Source organism: Polaromonas sp., from assembly GCF_010365105.1.
In the GTDB taxonomy this organism is placed as follows: domain Bacteria; phylum Pseudomonadota; class Gammaproteobacteria; order Burkholderiales; family Burkholderiaceae_C; genus Polaromonas.
This window is the reverse complement of sequence record NZ_JAAFGZ010000007.1, coordinates 190,820-212,122: the sequence shown is the minus strand read 5'-3', so window position 1 is coordinate 212,122 and position 21,303 is coordinate 190,820. Positions and strand designations below refer to the sequence as shown.

Sequence of the window (21,303 nt, the reverse complement as noted above, 5' to 3'; positions counted from 1 at the left end):
CCATGAAGCCTGCGATTATCACATTAAATGGAAATCGCGTTATCCGCCCCGGCGCATCATGTCGAAGAATTCGTGGTTGTTTTTGGTGGCCTTCATGTTTTTCAGCATGAGTTCCATCGACTCGATCTCGTCCATGTTGTACATGAACTGGCGCAGGATGCGCGACTTTTGCAGGATTTCGGGGGCCAACAGCAACTCTTCCTTGCGGGTGCCGCTGCGGTTGAGATTGAGCGCCGGAAACACGCGCTTTTCATACAGGCGGCGGTCCAGGTGGATTTCGCAGTTGCCGGTGCCCTTGAATTCTTCAAAGATCACCTCGTCCATGCGGCTGCCGGTGTCGATCAGCGCGGTGCCGATGATGGTCAGGCTGCCGCCTTCCTCGATCTTGCGGGCGGCGCCGAAAAATCGCTTGGGACGCTGCAGTGCGTTGGCGTCCACACCGCCGCTCAGCACCTTGCCCGACGAAGGCAGTACGTTGTTGTAGGCGCGTGCCAGGCGGGTGATCGAGTCCAGCAGGATCACCACGTCCTTGCCGAGTTCGACCAAACGCTTGGCGCGCTCGATCACCATTTCGGCGACATGCACGTGGCGCGCGGCGGGTTCGTCAAACGTCGATGAAATGACTTCGGCGCGCACGCTGCGTTGCATTTCGGTTACTTCTTCCGGGCGCTCGTCCACCAGCAGCACCATCATGACCACTTCGGGGTAGTTGGCGACGATGGCGTGCGCGATGTTCTGCATCATCACCGTCTTGCCTGACTTGGGCGGCGCCACCAGCAGGGCGCGCTGGCCCTTGCCGATGGGCGCGATGATGTCGATGATCCGGCTGGTCAGGTTTTCTTCGGCCTTGATGTCGCGTTCCAGCTTGAATTGCTCGCGCGGGAACAGCGGCGTCAGGTTCTCGAACATGACCTTGTGCTTGTTGTCTTCAGGCGGGCCGTCGTTGATCTTGTCGAGCTTGTTCAGCGCAAAGTAACGCTCGCCGTCTTTAGGCGTGCGCACTTCGCCTTCGATCATGTCGCCGGTGTGCAGGTTGAAGCGGCGAATCTGGCTGGGGCTGATATAGATGTCGTCGGTGGACGCGGTGTAGCTTGAATCGGGCGCGCGCAGAAAGCCGAAACCGTCGGGCAGCACTTCCAGCACGCCATCGGCGACGATGGTTTCACCTGTCTTGGCGCGTTTCTTGATGATGGCGAACATCAATTCCTGCTTGCGCATACGGCCGACGTTTTCGATCTCAAGGGCTTCCGCCTGCTTGAGGACTTCAGACACGTGCAGCGCCTTGAGTTCGTTTAAGTGCATGGGATGACTCCTCGCGGAGTTGATTTGGAAAAACAGGGGGAGGTTTGAAAAGAAGCAGCTTCTTGGCAAGAAGGCTGACAAACCGGCAACTCGAACCCGCTGGCAGCAACCGGCAGGTGAATAAATTGAATTATGACAGGAAATTTATGCGCTGATGCCGAGGCTTGGCAGGAGCGTCAGCAGGGAAGGGAGGATGGGACGGTAAAAAAACAGTGGGAAATAAAACCGCCGGAAGAAGCAGTCAGCGCTTTTCCGGCAGTTCTGACGATCAGGCCAGCTGCTGGTCGATGAAGGCGGTCAATTGCGACTTGCTCAACGCGCCGACCTTGGTGGCGGCAAGTTCGCCGTCCTTGAAGATCATCAGCGTCGGGATGCCGCGAATGCCGAACTTGGCGGGAATCTCGCGGTTTTCATCGACATTCATCTTGGCAATCTTCAGCTTGCCTTCGTAACCCGTGGCCACGTCGTCAAGAATCGGGGCGATCATTTTGCAGGGACCGCACCACTCGGCCCAGTAGTCAACCAGCACGGGGGTGGTGGATTTGAGCACGTCGGCGTCAAAGGTGGCATCGGTGGTATGTTTGATCAGTTCATTGGCCATGATGGCTCCTTGGGTCTGGTTACGATAGGAAAGCGTGAAAAACGTTGCGTTTATTGTGGCAGAAACAAGCGCCAGGGGCGCTGGCCGGCTGCTATCGCGCCGATAGAACGCCGCTGCGGGGCGCGGGCTGCTCTTTTGTCGATTGAAAAAATTCTGTTTTCCCCATCATGACCCTTTCCCCTTCCCTTTCTGTGCGTTGCTGGCACCAGGCCATCCGGCGGTTGGCCGAAATCATTGCGTCGCGCGGCCTGCATCCTTCCGAAGTGGTCGTGCTGCTGCCTTATGCCCAGTTGATCCAGCAGGCGCGCCAGACCTGGGCTGAAAACGCAGGCGACACTTTTTTCGTGCCGCGCTTTGAAACCACCATGAACTGGGCCAGCGGCCTGGGCGGCACGCTGGGGATGTTCACGCCATCAGGGGTTGATCTACGGATGGATGTGTCGGTCGATATGCTGACCGCCGCGTCGCTGCTTGGCAAGGCTGGCCTTGCGGCCCAGCAGGATGCGCTGGCCGGCCGGCTGGTCGAGGCCGCCTGGAGCCTGAGCCGCGTGGCCGCCAGCGTGCTGCCCGCCGAGCGCCAGGCCTGGAGCGAGTCGCTGGCCGAAGCACTGGGCGTCGGCCTGGACTCGCCGGTGCTGGCGCTGGAAGCAGCCGTCGGACGCATCGCGCTGGCCTGGGTCGCGGCCTCTGGCTACGCATCGGACCGGCTGTTTCAGGCCGCGCCGGCCCTGCTGGTAGTGGTCGAGGGTTTCCAGGCCGAGCCGGTGACCGAGGCGTTGCGGCTGCATTTTGGCGAGCGTGCGCTGTCAATCGCGCTGTGCCTGCCCGAGGACGAACCCGAGGCCTGCAGCGCGCCGCTGCCGGCGCTGCATGCGGCGCTCGACGCCGAAGACGAGGCGTGCCGTGCCACGGCCTGCGTGCTGGCGCATCTGGCGCAAGGCCGCTGCCCGGTGGCGCTGATCGCGCAGGACCGGCAGCTGACCCGCCGCGTGGCTGCGATGCTGTCCGAGCGCGGCATTTTCATGCGCGATGAAACCGGCTGGAAGCTGTCCACCTCGCGCGCAGCAGCGCGTCTGATGGGCCTGCTGCGCGCCTTGCCGTGGGACGTGTCCACCGACGCCGTGCTTGACTGGCTGAAGAATGCCCCGGCCTTTGCCGACGCCACCGTCACAGCGGCTGAAGCCGAGGTGCGCAAGTTCGGTATGCGAGCCTGGCGCGACTTGCCGACGGCGCCGCTGGAGGCTCTGGCCATTGCCCAGCCCTTGGCGTGGGAGGTCAACCGGCTGCGCGACGCGCTGGCTCGCCCACGCCTGCTGGCTGCCTGGCTGCGCGACCTGCGCGCCGCCCTGCAATCAGCCGGTCAGTGGGAGCTGCTGGCGCGCGACGAGGCTGGCCAGCGGGTGCTGGAGACACTTCGGCTGCACGAGGGCGCCGACAGCGAGTTTGCTGACGCCCCGGCCTTGAAACTCAGGGAATTCACCAGCTGGGTCAACCAGGCGCTGGAAGCGCAGACGTTTTCTCCCGAGCATCCGACGCACGAGCAGGTGGTGATCCTGCCACTGGCGCAACTGCTGGGCCGGTCGATGCAGGCCGTCGTGCTGCCCGGCTGCGACGAGATCCGCCTGCCGGTGTCCCCCGACCCGCCGGGCCAGTGGACGCCGAGCCAGCGCGAACTGCTCGGCCTGCCGTCCCGCGAGGCGCTGACCCGGGTGTCGCGGCGTGCCTGGACCTATGCCTTGCAGCTGCCGGATGTGGATCTGCTGTGGCGGCGCAGCGAAGCCGGCGAGCACTTGATGCCCAGCGGTTTCGTGCAGGAACTGCTGCTCGGCCGCCGGCTTGCGTCTGATTTGGCGAACGACCCGCGCAGCCTGCGCGCCGTGGCGATCTGCCCGACGCCACGGCCGCAGCCCAGCGGCGAGGCACTGCCCGTCACGCGCCTGTCGGCCAGCAGCTATGGCGACCTGCGCGCCTGCCCCTACCGTTTTTTTGCGCTGCGCCAGCTGGGTCTGAGCGAATCGGACGAACTGGAAAGCGAACTCGGCAAGCGTGATTTCGGCAACTGGCTGCACAGCCTGCTCTGCACCTTTCATGAAGCCTTGAAAGAGTCTCCTGCGCAGGACCAGCATGTGCGGATAGCTATGATTAATGTAGCGGCAGAGCAGGCCACGAAAAAGCTGGGCCTGAGCAGCAGCGAGTTTTTGCCGTTTTCCGCAGCCTGGGTGCCGGTGCGCGACAGCTACTTGGCGTGGCTGGCCGCACACGAGGCCACCGGCGCCTGCTTCGACAGCGCCGAGCAGTGGCGCGAGATGCCTCTGGGCGAGCTGACGCTGATCGGCCAGATCGACCGAATCGACCGGCAGGCCGATGGCGGGCTGTTGCTGATCGACTACAAGACCGAGCCGCGCACCACCACCGCCGAGCGCATAAAGCATGGCATGGAAGACACCCAGCTGGCCTTCTATGCGGCCCTGAGTGCCGATGACACGCTGGCCGCTAGCTATGTCAACCTGGGCGAAAAGGAGCCGACCCGCACCTACGACCAGCCCGATATCGTCGAACTGCGCGATGCATTGATCGACGGCATTCTGGTGGACATGTCACGCATCGCGCAGGGCGCTGCCCTACCTGCGCTGGGCGAAGGCAAGGGCTGTGCCTATTGCGCGGCACGTGGCCTGTGTAGAAAAGATTTCTGGAGTGAGTAGGGCCCCCACGCTCCCCACTGCATGTGGTTCGCTGCCCCCCGAGGGTGCCGCCCCGCCTGCGGCCTGGCAAAGCCAAGGGCGTAGATGCCCCCACGCTTGTCGCTTCGCGTACTGCGCTGCCCCCCGAGGGGGCGCTGCGCCTGCGGCCCGGCTGAGCCGGTTCCGCGGCCCCGGCTGGTTCGGGTGGTTTGGCTGCTATGTGCCCCGCGCTTTGTAACCCGCGCTTTGTTTTTCTGTTTGACGCATGCTTTCCAATGACCAAGAGAGACTTTTCATGACTGCCGCTTACGAATGCAACGGCCAGCCCGTTTCTGCCGATGCCTTTTATGCCATCGCCTGCGATCCGCGCCGCAGTGTGGCGGTTGAGGCCTGCGCCGGTGCGGGCAAGACCTGGATGCTGGTCTCGCGCATCGTTCGGGCGCTGCTCGATGGTGCGAACGCCCCGGACCACGCCGACGGTACACCGCGCGAGGCGGTGCGGCCGCATGAAATCCTGGCCATCACCTTCACCAAAAAGGCCGCTGGTGAAATGCGCGAGCGGCTGGACGAATGGCTGCAAAAGTTCACCCATGCCGACGACGAAACCCTGCGCCAGGAACTGGTCATGCGCGGCGTTTCCAGCCAAAAATCCCTGCAGTCCAATGTCAACATGCGCCGGCAACTGTCAAATCTTTACCGGTCGATGCTGGCCAACGGCCGCTCGGTGCAGATACGCACCTTTCACGGCTGGTTTGCCGCCTTGCTGCGCAGCGCGCCGGTGGCAGTGCTGCACCGCTTGAGCATGCCGGTGAACTACCAGTTGCTGGAAGACGATGCACCGGCACGTGCGCTGGTGTGGCGCCGCTTTTATGCCGCGCTTGCCGGCGAACCGGCGCTGCAGGCTGACTTCGAGGCGCTGGTGCTGGCCCACGGCCGCTTCCAGGCCCACAAGGCGCTGCACACCGCGCTGGACAAGCGGACCGAGTTTGTGCTGGCCGATGAAAAAGGCGTGGTCGATGCGTCGGTCCAGCCGTTTGCCGTGCAGTTTCCGGAGTTTGCAGAACTGGCCGCGCCGCAGGACTGCCTGGGGCCAGCCGGGCCAGGCCACGCCTTGCTGGTCCAGGCCGCCACGGCGCTGGGCCGCGCCAGCGCGCCGTCGTTTTCTGCCAAGGGCGTCGAACTGGAGCACGCCTTGAGCTGCCAGGACCTGCCGGGCATCCTGGGCGCGCTGCTGACCGAGAAGGGAACGCCGCGCAAGTTCGGGGAAAAGATCAATGGCATCGACACCGTGCGCCAGGCGCAGGACCTTGTGATGCGGGTGCAGGCAGCCTGCCAGCAGCAAGAAGCCTGGTTGCACCAGCAGCGCATGGCCCGGCTCAGCCGCTTGTTGATTGCGCAATACAACCAGCTCAAGCGCGAGCAGGGCTGGGTGGACATGAACGATGTCGAGCGTGCTGCGCTGGTCATGCTGGGTGATCCGGTACTGGCCGGCTGGGTGCAGGAACGGCTGGACGCGCGCATCAAGCACCTGATGATCGACGAGTTCCAGGACACCAACCCGCTGCAGTGGCAGGCGCTCTCAAGCTGGCTGAGCGGTTACGGCGGCGCGGGTGCGGCGCCCAGCGTGTTCCTGGTCGGCGACCCCAAGCAGAGCATCTACCGCTTTCGCCGCGCCGAGCCGCAGGTGTTTCGTGCCGCGCAGGCTTTTGTGGTGGAGGGGCTGGGCGGTGACTTGCTCAGTTGCGACCACACCCGGCGCAATGCGCTGGCCGTCATCGAGACGGTGAATGCCGTCATGGGCCATGCGCGTACGGTCGATGGCTACGACGGTTTTCGCGACCACAGCACCGATTCGGTCAAGGCCGGCGCCACCGGCTGCCTGCCGGCGATTCCCCGTCTGGGGGCGAATGCCGATGCGGACACGCCGCCCGGGGACGGCTGGCGCGACAGTTTGATGACACCGCGCGAATTGCCGGAGGAAACGCTGCGAACGCTGGAGGCGCGCCAGGCCGCGGCCTGGATTTCAGGGCAGATTGCCAGCGGCCTGGCGCCTTCGGATGTGATGGTGCTGTCGCGCAAGCGGGCCGGGCTGCTGCCGGTGCAGGAAGCCTTGCGCTCCCTGCACATTCCGGCGCAGATCGGCGAGAAAACAGACCTGATCGACTGCTGCGAAGTGCTGGACCTGGTGGCGCTGCTTGACGCGCTGGTGTCGCCGCAAAACGATCTGTCGCTGGCGCGCGCCTTGCGCTCGCCGCTGTTTGGCCTGCTGGACGCCAGTCTGGTGCAGATCGCGCTGCTGCAACGCGAGCACAAGCTGCCGTGGCACGATCTGTTACAAAAAACAGAGCTGCTGGCGCCGGAGCTGCAAGGGCTGTCGGCCATATTGGCCCGATGGAAGGGCTGGCTGGACAGCCTGCCGCCGCACGACGCGCTGCAAGGCATCTACGATGATGGCGATGTGCTGGCGCGCTTTGCAGCCGCAGCGCCCGCAGCCCGGCGCCTGTCGGTTCTCGCCAACCTGCGCGCGCTGCTTGGCGTGGCGCTGGGGCGCGATGGCGGCCGCTATGCCACGCCCTACGGCCTGGTACGCGCCCTCAAGGCCGGTGGCCTGCTGGCGCCGGTGGCTGCCAGCGACGCAGCGGTCCGGCTGCTGACGATCCACGGCGCCAAGGGCCTGGAAGCCGAAGCGGTGCTGTTGCTGGACACCGACACGGTAGAGCGCAATGCCGACAGCATGGGCGTGCTGATCGACTGGCCCGGCGAAGCCACCGAGCCGCGCAAGCTGGTGTTCCTGGTCAGCGAAGGCAAGCCGCCGGCCTGCGCACAGGAAGCCTTGGCCGTCGAGCAGGCGGCCCGCAAGCGCGAGGAACTCAATGCCCTGTATGTCGCCATGACGCGCGCCCGGCATACGCTGGTCATCTCGTCGATCGAGCCGCACCGCACGACCACCGACAGCTGGTGGCAGCGCCTGCAGGGCCTGCTGCCCCCGCTGGCAGCGCCAGGCCCTGCCGTCGATTCCGCCAGCCAGGACGCGCCCGGCGTGTTTTATCTGGCCGAGCTGGCGGCCCTGCCTGACACCCCGTCGCCAAAGTCGCTGCCCGAAACACCGGCGGACGAAGACCCGGCCAATGCCCGCATCGGCAAGGCCATGCACCGCCTGCTCGAATGGGGAGGTCCGTCGTCGGCCGAGCATGTCGGCGCGGTGGCACGCGAGTTCCGGCTCAGTCCGGCGCAGGCGACCGAAGCGTCTGTACTGGCCCAGCGCATCATCCAGGGCGATGGGGCCTGGGCCTGGCGGGAAGACGTTCTGGCCTGGCAGGGCAATGAAGTGGACCTGGTGTTCCAGGGCCAGGCCTTGCGTCTCGACCGCCTGGTGCGGCGCAAGGACGCGGGCCATGAAGGCCACTGGTGGGTGCTCGACTACAAGTCGGCCCCGGCGCCGGAACTGCAGCCCGAGCTGATCGTGAAAATGAGGGTTTACCGTGCCGCCGTGCAGCGAATCTATCCGGGTGCCCCGGTGAAATCGGCCTTTCTGACGGGGCTGGGCACGGTGGTGGAACTGGGTTGAAGGAGACGATGATTAGCCGTTGTCCGTTGCCCGTTGCCAGAAACGGTTCTTCAAGCGCAAGTTTGAATGCGTTCAATCCCCTTGCATTGCGGCGATGCGCAAACCTTCTACCAATCTATCCATGCCTGAACGCTCAAAGACTTTGATTCGGTCGTCATTGCCACCCGCCCGAACAGGGCTACGGTGGCAGCCAGGCATTCGGCGATACAGGACGCCTGCGGCTTGAAGGCACTGCTCCAGGTGACGATCACCCATCGCCCGCCAGTCCCCATGAATTCACCCCCAAACCCCTGCCTTGCGAGAAAGTGCAAAATGCAAGCCTTTCAAGCATCCTGCGCAATACCGGCGTTCGCTTTCAGCTATTGAAAAAATAGCATGCGCGGAGCGCCGGGCAGTTTGCCCGGGGTCGTCATCATTTTTTACCTCAAGCCAGCACCTTCGTGCGTACGGATTTTCCTTTGAACAACATCGACTCTTTTGCCACTCCCATCCTCGACCCGGCCCGGCCGCTGCGCGTTGCCGTCATTGGTGGCGGCGCCGCCGGCCTGATGGCCGCCGAAGCGCTGGCCAGCGCCGGCCCCGCGGTTTGCGTGCAGGTCTATGACGCCATGCCTTCGGTCGGCCGCAAGTTCCTGCTGGCCGGCAAGGGCGGGCTGAACCTGACGCATTCCGAGCCAGCGGAGATTTTCCTCAAGCGCTACGGCGAGCACAGCGGGCCGCTGCAGGCGCTGATGGACGCTTTCGGACCGGCCGAGGTGCGCGCCTGGGCCGAAGCGCTGGGCATTGAAACCTTTGTCGGCAGTTCGGGGCTGGTGTTTCCCAAGGACATGAAGGCCGCGCCGCTGCTGCGCGCCTGGCTGCACCGCCTGCGCCAGTCGGGGGTGGGATTTTCCATGCGGCATCGCTGGCTGGGCTGGGCCGAGGATGGGGCACTGAAATTTTCAACGCCCGCCGGCGAGCTGCTGGCCGAAGCCGATGCCGTGGTGCTGGCGCTGGGTGGCGGCAGCTGGAAACGCCTGGGTTCCGACGGCGCCTGGGTGCCCTGGCTGGCCGAGCGCGGCGTGGCGGTGGCGCCGCTGCAGCCGTCGAACTGTGGCTTTGACGTGGCGGCCCGGCCGGCGCTGGACGCCGCCGGTCAGGGCGAAACCCGGCGCGATTTCTTGCGCGAACTGGTTGGCCAGGCGCCGCAGCCGCAGCCGGGCTGGAGCGAACACTTTGCCAGCCGCTTTGCCGGCCAGCCCTTCAAGTCGGTGGCGATCCGCTTCACCGATTCGCAAGGCCGCACCTTCAGCCGCAAGGGCGAATTCGTCGCCACCGCCACCGGCGTCGAAGGCAGCCTGGTGTATGCCGCGTCCAGCCTGCTGAGGGATGAGATCGAGGCCCAGGGCAGCGCGACACTGCTACTCGACCTGCTGCCCGACAAGACGCCCGAGCAGGTGCTGGTCGAAGTGCGCCATCCGCGCGGCTCGCGCTCGCTGTCGAGCCACCTCAAGAGCCGCTTGAGTCTGGACGGCATCAAGGCCGGCATGCTTTATGAGCTGCTGGGCAAGGAGGCGATGGCCGACCCGGTGAAGCTGGCCGCTGGCATCAAGGCGCTGCCGTTGCGGCTGGTGGCGGTTCGGCCTATCGACGAAGCCATCAGCAGCGCCGGCGGTGTCCGGTTCGAGGGGCTGGATGCGAACCTGCAAATCACCGTGCCCGCCGACCTTAGGCCGCCGGTGTTTTGCGCTGGCGAAATGCTCGACTGGGAAGCGCCCACCGGCGGCTACCTGCTGACGGCCTGTTTCGCCACCGGACGCGCAGCCGGGCAGGGCGTTTTGCGGCACTTCGGGCAAGCGGCGCCGAGCGGCGCCTGAACGGCTTGCGGCCTGGCTAGATGCCCGACGGAAAGGTTTCGGGCGCTTCGCTGGTGCTCCAGACCGGCCCCTTGTCCAGCGGCTCCAGTGCGCTGGTTTCGTCGATGTGGATCATGGCATCGAACTGGCCGGCCAGGCGGGTGTGGAAATAGTGGCTCTGGCGCTCGGTTTCGGGCCGGTAGATGACGCCGATCGCGCGCTGCAGCCGCAGCGGCTCGGCCAGCTGGCGCAGCGCGGCATGGTCCCGCAGGGCGAGTAAAAAACGCTTCGTGCCGGTCTGGTGGAACACGTCTTCCCAGCTGCCGTGCAGGCCATCGCGCACCCGCTTGCGCTGCGGCGGCTTGTCCCAGTCCGATGCGGCCGTCACCCAGCCATGGTGGGTGCTGAAACCGACGCGAACGGCGTCGCTGCCATAGTGGTCGTGCATCAGCTGGCCGACGTTCCATTCGCCCCGGTCGCTCATCTCGGTGGCCGCCGCATCGCCCAGGTGCGAGTTGTGCGCCCACACGGCGATGCGCGGCGGCGTACCACCGGCGCCCAGGTGCCGGTCCAGCGCCTGCAGCGTCTCGACCATATGGCTGTCGCGCAGGTTCCAGGACGATACCCGTGCGCGGAACATGGTGCGGTAGTACTCTTCCGCGTTTTGCACCAGGCGGACGTTTTGCTGGGCATGGAAGGCCTCGTCGCGCTCCAACCCGGGCGTGTGCGGCAGTTCGGCCGCGCGCCGCGTCATTTCCCGCAGCTGGAGCACCACCGCCTCCTCGCAGCTCGGCGCCATCCCGAAGCTGGCGCTGTAGCCATAGGCGTTGCTGTCTTCGCCGGCATGGTCAAAGCAGCTGTAGCGCTCGCGGGCGCGCCGCGCGGCCTCGGGATCCACCCGGTCCAGGTAGGCCAGCACCTCGTGTATCGAGGAAAACAGGCTGTACAGGTCGATGCCGTAAAACCCGGCCTGGGTGTCCGGGCTGCGGCCCGTGTTGTAGTCGCGCAGCCATTCGACAAAATCGCGCACCTCGGTATTGCGCCACATCCACGACGGAAAGCGCTTGAAGCCCGATAGCGCCGATGCCGCATCAGCGTCGTTGCCCAGGCCGCGAACATAGCGGTTCACGCGCCAGGCGTCAGGCCAGTCGGCTTCGACCGCAATCGCCGTAAAGCCTTTTTCGGTGATCAGCCGGCGCGTGATGGCGGCGCGCTCGCGGTAGAACTCCTGCGTGCCATGCGAGGCCTCGCCCAGCAGGGCAAAGCGCGCCGGGCCGATCAGTTCGAGCAGCGCGTCGTAGTCGTTGTCATGGCCGTTCAGCGGCTGCAGGTGCTGCTGCAGGCTGTGAAGCAGCGCGTTGGGCGCTAGAGAAAACCCAGTCTGCGGCTCGGGGGAGGGGTTTGGCTGCCATGATTTTTCCCGCATCCGGTTGGCCTTCAGCGCCTCTTCATGCCAGCGGCGGGCTTCATCGAGCAGGGCAATGACTTCTTCGTCGCTGGTCTGCCCAAACGACTTGTACCAGAGGCCGACGGCGCGAAACGGAGAAGGCATGGCGGCGCAGACCACCTCGTCGGCATCGTTGCGCAGCGCCTCGCAACTGTCCTGCGCGCCCACCGGAACCGCCATCACCAGCCGGGCCGGATGCTGCTGCCGGATGGCCAGCACAGCCGCGCGCATGCTGGCGCCGGTGGCCAGCCCGTCATCGACCACGATCACCGTGCGTCCTTCGAGGCTGAGCGGCGGGCGCTGGCCCCGGTAGAGCTGCTCGCGCCGCACCAGTTCATCCTGCTCGCGGGCCACGACCTCGGCGATTTTTGAGGGCGCGACATTCAGGCCGGGCAGGGGCGTCATGACGCGCACCCCTCCGCTGGCAATCGCGCCCATGGCGTATTCCTCGTGCCCGGGAAGGCCCAGCTTGCGCACCACGAAGATGTCCAGCGGCGCCTGCAGCGCACGCGCCACTTCAAACGCCACCGGAACGCCGCCGCGCGGCAGGCCGAGCACCAGCAGATTATCCTGGCCGGCATAGCGGGCCAGCTTGTCCGCCAGCAACCTTCCGGCTTGGCGGCGATCATCCAGCGGCAAGGTGATGTCACGCATGATGGTTTCCTCCTTCAGGCTTTGACTGCGGGTGCTTCGGCCGGTTGCGGATGCGCCAGATGCGTGCCGAACCAGGCAGCCGCCAGTTCCGCCACCGCCTCCAGCGCGCCTTTTTCTTCAAACAGGTGGGTGGCGCCCTCGACGATGGCCATGCGCTTGTCGCATCTCAGGTGCGCAAGCGAATCCTCGTTGAGCTGGATGACACCGTGGTCGGCGCCGCCAACGATCAGCAGCGTCGGCGCGGTGACGGCCGCCAGCGCGACCGGGCCCGCCAGGTCAGGCCGGCCTCCGCGCGACACCACGGCGGCAATCTGCCGGCCCAGCCGGGCAGCGGCAATGATGGCGGCGGCGCTGCCGGTGCTGGCGCCGAAATAGCCAACCGGCAGCCGCTGCAGGCCGGGCTGCGCCATGGCCCAGGTGGTCGCGTCCTGCAGGCGCTGGGTGAGCAGCGCGATGTCGAAACGGTGCTCGCGGGTGTGCATGTCAGTCTGCTCCTCCTGCGCGGTGAGCAGGTCGAACAGCAGCGTGGCAATGCCGGCCTGCTGCAGCTTGTCCGCCACCAGCCGGTTGCGCGCGCTGTGCCGGCCACTGCCGCTGCCGTGCACAAACAGCACCACCCCGATGGCATCGGCAGGCACCGTCAGATCGCCGTAAAGCCGGGCTTCGCCGCAGGGAATGCGCACTTCGAACGCGGCGGGAACTTGTCCGGAAAGATTCATGGCGATCTCCAGCAAAAGGTAAGCCTGAGCCTATGAAAAAAATGCGCTTTCGGTTATCAGGATTTTTCGATTTTTTGTGTAGTCAAGCGCTGGCCCGGTGCCTGAGTTGGTATTTTTCAAGCCTTTTAGGCCTCTGGCGCACGCGCTGCGGGCGCAGGGCGCTATCAAATTTGTTAACTCTATATGGCGCGAAGGCTTGAAGGCAATCCGCGTGTCAGGGCGCAGGCGGGCAGCCGGCAGGCTTGAAAACGCGTTCGGTCGTTGCTGGATGTTTCACCAGCTTGTTCGCCGGTCGGCGCGTACGCGCCACCAGTTCGCCGCCGCAGTTGGGACAAAGGCTGGCCAGCCGGGTGCTGGCGCAGTCGCTGCAAAAGGTGCATTCAAAGCTGCAGATGCGCGCATCCGGCGATGCGGCGGGGAGGTCACGGTTGCAGCATTCGCAATTGGGGCGCAGCTGGAGCATGGGTCGGGTTCCGGCAGGGTTGGAATGGCTGGCTCAGCCCAGTTTCTTGACCAGGACCTGGCTTTTGCGGTCCCAGTTGTACTTGCGTTTGCGGGCGTCGGGCAGCCAGTCCGGCTCCATCTGCACGAAGCCGCGCTTGATGAACCAGTGCATGGTGCGCGTGGTCAGCACGAAGATGCTTTGCAGTCCGGCGGCCTTGGCGCGCTGCTCGATGCGTTTGAGGATTTTCTCGCCGTCGCCCTGGCCCTGGCTTTGCGGCGACACCGTCAGGGCGGCCATCTCGGCGGTCTTGGCTTCGGGGTAGGGGTAGAGCGCTGCGCAGGCAAAGATCACGCCGTCATGCTCGACGATGGTGTAGTGGTCGGCGTCGCGCTCGATCTCGGTGCGGCTGCGCTTGACCAGCGTGCCGTCCTGCTCGAAGGGCTCGATCAGTTGCAAAATGCCGCCCACGTCGTCAGCCGTGGCTTCGCGCAGTTCTTCGAGCTTTTCATCGACCACCATGGTGCCGATGCCGTCGTGAACATAAATTTCCAGCAACAGCGCGCCATCGACCGCAAACGGGATGATGTGGCTGCGCTCGACGCCGGCCTTGCACGCCTTCACGCAATGCTGCAGGTAAAACGCCGTGTCGCTCGGGCGCTGGGCGGCCGGCACCTGGGCCAGCAGGCTTTCGGCGGCGGCCAGTGGCAGTTCGGTGTCAATGGGGTTGTCTTCGCTGAGGGGTTCGTCCGGATTGCTGCGGATTCCGGGGATTTCGGTGACGAAAATCAGCTTGTCGGCCTGCAGCGCAATCGACACGCTGGTCGCCACTTCTTCCATCGTCAGGTTGAAGGCCTCGCCGGTCGGCGAGAAACCGAAGGGCGAGAGCAGCACCATCGCGCCAAAATCGAGCGTGCGGGAAATGCCCGCCACATCGACCTTGCGCACCAGGCCCGAATGCTGGAAATCCACGCCATCGACAATGCCGACCGGCCGGGCGGTGATGAAGTTGCCCGAAATCACGCGAACGGTCGAGCCGGCCATCGGCGTGTTCGGCAGGCCCTGGCTGAAGGCCGCCTCGATTTCATAGCGCAGCTGGCCGGCGGCTTCCTGGGCGCAGTCGAGCGCCACGCCGTCGGTGATGCGCATGCCGTGCGAGTATTTCGCCTCGTGGCCCTTGGCCCTGAGCTGCTCGTTGACCTGTGGCCGGAAGCCATGCACCAGCACAACTTTGACGCCCATGCTCTGGATCATGGCCAGGTCCTGCGCCAGGTGCGCAAGCTTGCCGGCGGCAATCGCCTCGCCGCAGACGGCGACCACGAAGGTCTGGTTGCGGAACTTGTGGATGTAGGGCGCCACCGAGCGAAACCAAGGGACAAAGGTGAAGTTGAAGACCGTGGACATGACGCGCTTTCGGGGTTCGGGCAAGGGCGGGGCGGTAGAAATGCCTGGCAACGCCCTGATCGGGTCGTGGCTGCATTTCCACGCAAACAAAAAATAGCAGTGAGTGTAAGGGCGTGCCCCCGCGCCGACAGGCCTGCTGGCGCTTGAAAGCCTGCCAGGCAAGCCCTGACCGGGCAGAACGCCGATAATCAGCAGCTTTGACTGCTGGGTCTTCCTTGGCTTCTTCTGCTTCCACCTTGTCTCCTCTGGCCATCACCTTTCCCGAGTCGCTGCCGGTTTCCAGCCGTCGCGACGATATTGCCGCAGCGCTCACGGCGCACCAGGTCATCATCGTCTGCGGTGAAACCGGCTCGGGCAAAACCACGCAACTTCCCAAGATCGCGCTGTCGTTGGGGCGCGGCAAGCTCAATTACCCGCCCGGCCAGGGCAAGCTGATCGGCCACACCCAGCCGCGCCGCATTGCCGCGTCCAGCGTGGCCAAGCGCATCGCCGAAGAATTGAAGACGCCGCTGGGCGACGTGGTCGGCTACAAGGTGCGTTTCCAGGACCGGCTGAGCCGCGATGCGTCGGTCAAGCTGATGACCGACGGCATCCTGCTGGCCGAGACGCAGACCGACCCGCTGCTGCGCGCCTACGACACCATCATCATTGACGAGGCGCACGAGCGCAGCCTGAACATCGACTTTTTGCTCGGCTATTTGCGCCAGTTGCTGCCGCGCCGGCCGGACCTGAAGGTCATCATCACCTCGGCGACGATTGATGCGCAGCGCTTTGCCGACTATTTCACGTCCAGCAAAGGGCCTGCGCCCGTGATCATGGTGTCGGGCCGGATGTTTCCGGTCGAGCAGCGCTACCGGCCGTTCGAGGAGTCGCGCGACTACGGCCTGAACGACGCCATTGCCGATGCGGTCGATGAGTTGTGGATGAGTCCGCACAGCGCCGGCGACATCCTGATTTTCCTGCCCGGCGAGCGCGAGATTCGCGAAGCCGCCGACCATTTACGCAAGCACCTGGCGCACCAGCCGCTGACACGCAATGCCGAAGTACTGCCGCTGTTTGCACGTCTCTCCCAAGCCGAGCAGGACCGGATTTTTGATGGCCACAGCGGGCGGCGCATCGTGCTGGCGACCAACGTGGCCGAAACGTCTCTGACGGTTCCAGGTATCAGATACGTCATTGACGCCGGCACGGCGCGCGTCAAGCGCTACAGTTTCAGGAACAAGGTCGAGCAGTTGATGGTCGAACCGATCTCGCAGTCGGCGGCCAACCAGCGCGCCGGGCGCTGCGGCCGCGTGGCCGACGGCATCTGCATCCGGCTGTACGATGAGCCCGATTTCCTGGGCCGACCACGCTTTACCGACCCCGAGATTTTGCGCAGCTCCCTGGCGTCGGTGATTCTGCGCATGAAGTCGCTGCACCTGGGAACGATTGAAAGCTTTGCCTTCATCGAGCCGCCGCAGGGCCGCGCAATTGCCGACGGCTACCAATTGCTGGCCGAACTCGGCGCGGTGAACGACGACAACGAACTCACGCCGGTCGGCTGGACGCTGGCCAAGCTGCCGCTGGACCCGCGTGTCGGCCGCATGATCCTGGAAGCGAAAGACCGGCAGGCGCTCGACGAGGTGCTGGTGATCGCCAGCGCGCTGAGCGTGCAGGACGTGCGCGACCGGCCGATGGACAAGCAGTCGCAGGCCGACCAGGCACATGCCAAGTTCGACGACGAGAAAAGCGAATTCGTCGGCTTTTTGAAATTGTGGAAGTGGCTGGGCGACTCGCGTGGCGGGCATGATGCGGTGCACAAGCTGACGAACCGTCAGTACGAAGGCCTGCTGCGCGAGAATTTTGTCAACATTCGCCGCGTGCGCGAGTGGCGCGACATCCATTCGCAACTGCTGGCGGTGGTCAGGGAGCAAGGCTGGCATCTCAACACGCAGCCGGCCAGCTACGACCAACTGCATTTGTCCCTGCTGTGCGGCCTGCTCGGCAACATCGGCCTGAAAAGCGAAGAAGACGACTGGTACCTGGGCGCGCGCGGCATCCGCTTTTACCGCCACCCCGGCGCACGGCTCAGCAAAAAGCCGGGCCGCTGGATCGTTGCGGCCGAGCTGGTCGAAACCACGCGGCTGTTTGGCCGGGGTATTGCCAACATTGACCCGCAATGGATCGAGCAGGTCGGCGGCCATCTTTTAAAGAAGCAGTTGCTCGACCCGCACTGGGAGAAAAAAGCCGCGCAGGTCACGGCGCTGGAGCGGGCCACGCTGTACGGCCTGGTGGCCTACAACGGGCGGCGCGTCAACTTTGGCCGTATCGATCCGGTCACATCGCGCGAAATCTTCATCCGCGAAGCGCTGGTGGCCGGCAACTGGGACACCAGGCTGCCCTTTTTGGCGGCCAACGACAAGATGATCACGCATGTCCAGGAACTGGAGCACAAGGCGCGCCGGCAGGACGTGCTGGTCGATGACGAGCTGATTTACGCCTTTTACGACCAGCAGTTGCCGGCCGACATCTGCACTGGCGCCGGCTTTGAGAGCTGGTTCAAGGCCGAGGTCAAGAAGCAGCCGAAATTGCTGCTTTTGACGCAGGACGAGTTGATGCGCCACGAGGCGGCCGGCATCACCACGCAGGCGTTTCCCAAGACATTGCGGCTGGGCGGCGTTGATTGCCTGGCAACCTATTTGCACGAGCCCGGCGACGCGCGCGATGGCGTGACCGTCGAGGTGCCGATCTTTGCGCTGAACCAGGTCAACGAGGAGCGCTGCGAGTGGCTGGTGCCCGGCATGCTGAAAGACAAGATCCAGGCGCTCATCAAAACCCTGCACCAGCGTCCGCGCTCGCGCCTGGTGCCGCTGCCTGACACCGCCACGCGCATGGCTCAGGAACTGATGGCGGCAGAGAAATTCGGCGCGCTATCGCTGACCGACGCGGTGCTGAAATGGGTGCGCGACGCGACTTCGCTCGACATCAAACGGGCCGACCTGAAGCTCGACATGCTGGCCCCGCACCTGTTCATGAACTTCCGCGTGGTCGATGAACACGGGCGCCAGCTGGGCGCCGGGCGCAACCTGGGCGCGCTCAAGGGCGAGCTGGGCTCGCAGGCGCGCGGTGCCTTCCAGGCGCTGGCGGGGCTGAAGAACCTGGGTAGGGCGATGCCCGCTGCGCTTGACAGCGCTCCGACCAGTGCCTCAGACCGAAATAAAGCATCAAACAAGCCTCTTACGCAAGCTGGTCGGGCACAGGCAGCTCCTGAAAAGATAGTGGCCAAGGTGGCGCAGCGCTACACCAGCTGGACTTTCGGCGAGCTGCCCGAACTGATGGAAATCGGCAAGGGCGCGCAAACGCTGATCGGTTTTCCGGCGCTGATCGATGTGGGCGATGCGGTGACGATCGAGGTGTTCGACGAGCCCGATACTGCGGCCGTCAAGCATCGCGCGGGTCTGCGACGACTGTTCTCGCTGCAGATCAGGGACGCGCTGAAATACCTGGAAAAAAACCTGCCTGACCTGCAGAAAACCGCCACGTCCTACATGCTGGTCGGCCGCGCCGCCGACAACTCGGGCGGCGGCACGGTGGACGAGTTGCGCCAGCAGATCATCGAGGTCGCGCTGGACCGGGCATTTTTGCTCGATCCGTTGCCGACGAACGAAGCTGACTTCAAAAAGCGCATCGACGACGGACGCGGCCGCCTGACACTCATTGCCAGCGAAGTGGCGCGCCTGGCATCCAGCATCCTGATCGAGTTTGCCGTGGCGCAGCGAAAAATCAAGGACAGCAAAAATGCCACCGAAGCAGTGCAGGACACGTCGCAGCAACTGGCGCGGCTGGTACCGAAGAAATTCCTGACCACCGTGCCTTACGGCCAGCTGCAGCATTTCACCCGCTACCTGAAAGCCATCACATTGCGGCTGGAAAAGTGGCGCGCCGACCCTGCCAGAGACGCCGCCCGTTTGGCCGAATTGCGCCCGCACGAACAGCGCTACTGGCGACTGCTGGCTGAGCGCAAGGGCGCTATCGATCCGCGCATGCAGGAATACCGCTGGTTGCTGGAGGAGTTGCGGGTGAGCTTTTTTGCGCAGGAATTGCGAACGCCGCAGCCGGTCAGCATCAAGCGGCTGGACAAGCTCTGGGCACAGGTGAACAGCTGAACGAAAAAAAGGGCCTTGAAGACAAGGCCCTTTTTTTGGCGAAGCGGATGGGAGAGTTAGATCCGGCCCATCAGCAGCAGCACGATCAGGATGATCACCACCAGGCCGATGCCGCCGCTGGGACCGTAACCCCAGTTGCGGCTGTGGCCCCAGCTGGGCAGGGCGCCGACCAGGATCAGGATAAGGACGATGAGCAGAATAAGCGAAATGGACATGGAAAACTCCTTTTTTTGTATGTCTGTATTCTTGCCGCACGCTTGCATGCGTCAAGCAGGAAGGCGGCTGATACAGGCGTCAGGAGTTGCCTACAGTCGGGCTAGCCGTTCCAGTGCCAGGTGAAGGGTTTCATCCTTCTTGGCAAAGCAGAAGCGCACGACGCGCTGGTCAAACCCGTCTCCGTAAAACGCCGACAAGGGAATCGCCGCCACGCCAATGTCGGTCGTCAGCCAGTGGCAGAAATCCGCCTCACCCAAATCACTGACCTCTGAAATATCGACACACTGGAAAAAGCTGCCTTCGCTGGGCAGCAGCTTGAAGCGCGTGTTTTCCAGGCCGGTGCGGAACAGGTCGCGCTTGCGCTGGTAGAAGGCCGGCAGGTCCAGGTAAGGCCGGTCGCTGGCCATGTAGGCGGCCAGGCCATGCTGCACCGGCGTGTTCACGGTGAACACGTTGAACTGGTGTACCTTGCGAAATTCCGCCATCAGGCTGGCCGGCGCAGCGACATAGCCGACCTTCCAGCCCGTGACATGGTAGGTCTTGCCAAAGCTGCTGACGATGAAGGCGCGGGCCGCAAGCCCTGCAAAGCGCGCGGCGCTCTGGTGGAGGTTGCCCTGTGCGGCGTCGAACACCATGTGCTCATAGACCTCGTCGCTGATCAGCAGGACATCGGTGGGGGCCAGGAGCTCCTGAAGCAGCAGCATCTCGGCCTCTGTCCAGACCGTTGCGCTCGGGTTGTGTGGCGAATTGACGATGATGGCACGCGTGCGGAGACTGATGGCTGCCCTGATCTTGTCAAAATCCGGACGAAACGTTCCGGGCGTCAACGGCACCCGGACGACCGTGCCGCCTGCCAGTTCGATGTTCGGCACATAGCTGTCGTAGCACGGCTCCAGCACGATCACCTCGTCGCCCGGATGCACGATGGCCAGGATGATGGTGAGGATGGCCTGCGTGGCACCCGCAGTGATGGTGATGTCGCTGACCGGATCGTAGCTGCGGTCATAAAGGGCCGCCAGCTTGGCCGCGACGGCTTCGCGCAGCACCGGGACGCCGGCCATGGGCGGGTACTGGTTCAGGCCGCGCTGCATGGCGCCGGTGACGGCCTCGACCAGTTGCGGGTCACAGTCAAAATCCGGAAACCCTTGCCCGAGATTGACCGCGCCCTTTTCAGCAGCCAGCGCCGACATGACGGTGAAAATCGTGGTGCCGACCCGTGGCAGCCGGCTGGCGAGCCTGGGCGTTCTTGCCACGCTGGCGGTTGGGTTGGTGGAAGCGTTCGTCATCATGTTCAAACCTCGTCGTCGTTGAGGCGGCCTGCCATGGCCCGGGCCACCAGGTCGCGGTTGAGCTTGTCGCTAAGCAGTTCAGTGAATTTATAGACAAAATTGCGCAGGTAGGCGCTGCGCTTGAAGGCCACGCGGGCTACGTTCACGCCGAAAAGATGCCCTGCCGGCAAGGCAATCAGGTCGGCATTGGTGCCGTCGTCCCTGACCGCCATTTCGGCCACGATGCCGACGCCCAGTCCCAGTCGCACATAGGTTTTGATCACGTCGGAGTCGATCGCTTCCAGGGCAATGCGCGGATGCAGGTGCCGGGCGGCAAATGCCAGGTCAATCTTGGTGCGGCCGGTGAACGACGGGTGGTAGGTGATCAGCGGCTCCTGCGCCAGGTCTTCCAGCGTTATGTGTTCCTTACGCGCCAGCGCATGGTCGCTCGGCATCACCAGCATGTGCTGCCATTCATAGCAGGGCAGCGTTACCAGGTCGTCGTACTGGGTCAATGATTCGGTGGCAATACCGATTTCGGCGACTTCTTCAAGCACCATGCGCGCCACCTGGTCGGGCGAGCCCTGGTGAAGGCTGACATTGACCTTGGGAAAGGCCTCGCGCAGCCGGGCCACGGGTTGCGGCAGCACGTAGCGGGCTTGCGTATGGGTGGTGGCAATCGACAGCGTTCCACTGTCCTGCGCCGAGAACTGCTCGCCGATGCGCCGCAGGTTGCCCACTTCCCGCATGATCAGCTCGATGCTTTTGAGCACATGTTCGCCGGGTTCGGTCACGCGCTTGAGCCTCTTGCCGTGGCGTGCAAAGATTTCCACGCCCAGTTCTTCTTCCAGTTCAATGATGGCCTTGGAAACGCCGGGTTGCGAGGTGTGCAATGCACGCGCGGTCTCGGTCAGGTTCAGATTGCGGCGGACAGCCTCTTGGACAAAGCGGAATTGGTGCAGGTTCATATGAAATTTATGCTGTTTATTGATTTTATTATCACTTGAATGCATTAACGAAA

Annotated in this window: 13 protein-coding genes; 4 read left to right on the top strand and 9 right to left on the bottom strand. The window is 64.3% G+C overall.

The genetic code is table 11. From position 1 onward, the window contains the following. Window positions 1-39: 39 nt before the first annotated feature. Both rho and trxA read right to left on the bottom strand, forming a co-directional pair. On the bottom strand, window positions 40-1,302 hold the full coding sequence (gene rho / locus GZ092_RS06795; protein WP_036804350.1) for a transcription termination factor Rho: 1,263 nt from the start codon (window positions 1,300-1,302) through the stop codon (window positions 40-42). A gap of 268 nt (window positions 1,303-1,570) precedes the next feature. Further along, window positions 1,571-1,903 (bottom strand): thioredoxin TrxA, encoded by a 333-nt coding sequence (gene trxA, locus GZ092_RS06790; RefSeq protein WP_196864622.1) that lies wholly within the window; start codon window positions 1,901-1,903, stop codon window positions 1,571-1,573. A gap of 167 nt (window positions 1,904-2,070) precedes the next feature. On the opposite strand from trxA, the gene GZ092_RS06785 reads away from it, so the two are divergent. From GZ092_RS06785 to GZ092_RS06775, 3 genes are all read left to right on the top strand, one after another. Continuing rightward, window positions 2,071-4,605 (top strand): PD-(D/E)XK nuclease family protein, encoded by a 2,535-nt coding sequence (locus GZ092_RS06785; protein ID WP_293635557.1) that lies wholly within the window; start codon window positions 2,071-2,073, stop codon window positions 4,603-4,605. A 274-nt stretch (window positions 4,606-4,879) separates the two neighbouring features. Then, on the top strand, window positions 4,880-8,152 hold the full coding sequence (locus GZ092_RS06780; protein ID WP_293635556.1) for a UvrD-helicase domain-containing protein: 3,273 nt from the start codon (window positions 4,880-4,882) through the stop codon (window positions 8,150-8,152). A 467-nt stretch (window positions 8,153-8,619) separates the two neighbouring features. Then, a complete protein-coding gene (locus tag GZ092_RS06775; RefSeq protein WP_293635634.1) occupies window positions 8,620-10,008 on the top strand; it encodes a TIGR03862 family flavoprotein in 1,389 nt (462 codons plus the stop codon). A 16-nt stretch (window positions 10,009-10,024) separates the two neighbouring features. Here the strand turns inward: GZ092_RS06775 and GZ092_RS06770 are convergent, their stop codons facing one another. The 4 genes from GZ092_RS06770 to argA all read right to left on the bottom strand — a co-directional run bounded on the left by GZ092_RS06770 (window position 10,025) and on the right by argA (window position 14,653). Then, window positions 10,025-12,088, bottom strand: coding sequence for an erythromycin esterase family protein (locus tag GZ092_RS06770; protein ID WP_363254322.1), 2,064 nt, complete (start codon window positions 12,086-12,088; stop codon window positions 10,025-10,027). Between the two features lie 14 nt (window positions 12,089-12,102). Further along, on the bottom strand, window positions 12,103-12,807 hold the full coding sequence (locus GZ092_RS06760) for an alpha/beta family hydrolase (protein WP_293635555.1): 705 nt from the start codon (window positions 12,805-12,807) through the stop codon (window positions 12,103-12,105). Between the two features lie 214 nt (window positions 12,808-13,021). After that, complete coding sequence (locus GZ092_RS06755) at window positions 13,022-13,270, bottom strand: DUF1272 domain-containing protein (RefSeq protein WP_293635554.1); 249 nt, start codon at window positions 13,268-13,270, stop codon at window positions 13,022-13,024. 33 nt (window positions 13,271-13,303) lie between these two features. Beyond that, window positions 13,304-14,653, bottom strand: a complete 1,350-nt coding sequence (gene argA / locus GZ092_RS06750) for an amino-acid N-acetyltransferase (protein ID WP_293635631.1) — start codon at window positions 14,651-14,653, stop codon at window positions 13,304-13,306. 215 nt (window positions 14,654-14,868) lie between these two features. On the opposite strand from argA, the gene hrpA reads away from it, so the two are divergent. Next, window positions 14,869-18,798, top strand: a complete 3,930-nt coding sequence (gene hrpA / locus GZ092_RS06745; RefSeq protein ID WP_293635553.1) for an ATP-dependent RNA helicase HrpA — start codon at window positions 14,869-14,871, stop codon at window positions 18,796-18,798. A gap of 56 nt (window positions 18,799-18,854) precedes the next feature. Here the strand turns inward: hrpA and GZ092_RS06740 are convergent, their stop codons facing one another. From GZ092_RS06740 to GZ092_RS06730, 3 genes are all read right to left on the bottom strand, one after another. Continuing rightward, the gene (locus GZ092_RS06740; RefSeq protein ID WP_293635552.1) at window positions 18,855-19,013 is read right to left on the bottom strand and encodes a DUF3309 family protein; all 159 of its coding nucleotides are present in this window, start codon (window positions 19,011-19,013) and stop codon (window positions 18,855-18,857) included. A 90-nt stretch (window positions 19,014-19,103) separates the two neighbouring features. Beyond that, a complete protein-coding gene (locus tag GZ092_RS06735) occupies window positions 19,104-20,300 on the bottom strand; it encodes a pyridoxal phosphate-dependent aminotransferase (protein ID WP_293635629.1) in 1,197 nt (398 codons plus the stop codon). Window positions 20,301-20,305: 5 nt separating this feature from the next. After that, complete coding sequence (locus GZ092_RS06730; RefSeq protein ID WP_293635550.1) at window positions 20,306-21,250, bottom strand: CysB family HTH-type transcriptional regulator; 945 nt, start codon at window positions 21,248-21,250, stop codon at window positions 20,306-20,308. Window positions 21,251-21,303 lie beyond the last annotated feature (53 nt).

Excerpts from the sequence above, each read along its gene's own strand:
- argA (WP_293635631.1), bottom strand. The coding sequence starts at position 14,653 with ATGTCCACGGTCTTCAACTTCACCTTTGTCCCTTGGTTTCGCTCGGTG.
- GZ092_RS06735 (WP_293635629.1), bottom strand. The coding sequence starts at position 20,300 with ATGACGAACGCTTCCACCAACCCAACCGCCAGCGTGGCAAGAACGCCC.
- rho (WP_036804350.1), bottom strand. The coding sequence starts at position 1,302 with ATGCACTTAAACGAACTCAAGGCGCTGCACGTGTCTGAAGTCCTCAAG.
- GZ092_RS06755 (WP_293635554.1), bottom strand. The coding sequence starts at position 13,270 with ATGCTCCAGCTGCGCCCCAATTGCGAATGCTGCAACCGTGACCTCCCC.
- GZ092_RS06780 (WP_293635556.1), top strand. The coding sequence starts at position 4,880 with ATGACTGCCGCTTACGAATGCAACGGCCAGCCCGTTTCTGCCGATGCC.
- trxA (WP_196864622.1), bottom strand. The coding sequence starts at position 1,903 with ATGGCCAATGAACTGATCAAACATACCACCGATGCCACCTTTGACGCC.
- GZ092_RS06770 (WP_363254322.1), bottom strand. The coding sequence starts at position 12,088 with ATGCGTGACATCACCTTGCCGCTGGATGATCGCCGCCAAGCCGGAAGG.
- GZ092_RS06785 (WP_293635557.1), top strand. The coding sequence starts at position 2,071 with ATGACCCTTTCCCCTTCCCTTTCTGTGCGTTGCTGGCACCAGGCCATC.
- GZ092_RS06740 (WP_293635552.1), bottom strand. The coding sequence starts at position 19,013 with ATGTCCATTTCGCTTATTCTGCTCATCGTCCTTATCCTGATCCTGGTC.
- GZ092_RS06760 (WP_293635555.1), bottom strand. The coding sequence starts at position 12,807 with ATGAATCTTTCCGGACAAGTTCCCGCCGCGTTCGAAGTGCGCATTCCC.
- GZ092_RS06730 (WP_293635550.1), bottom strand. The coding sequence starts at position 21,250 with ATGAACCTGCACCAATTCCGCTTTGTCCAAGAGGCTGTCCGCCGCAAT.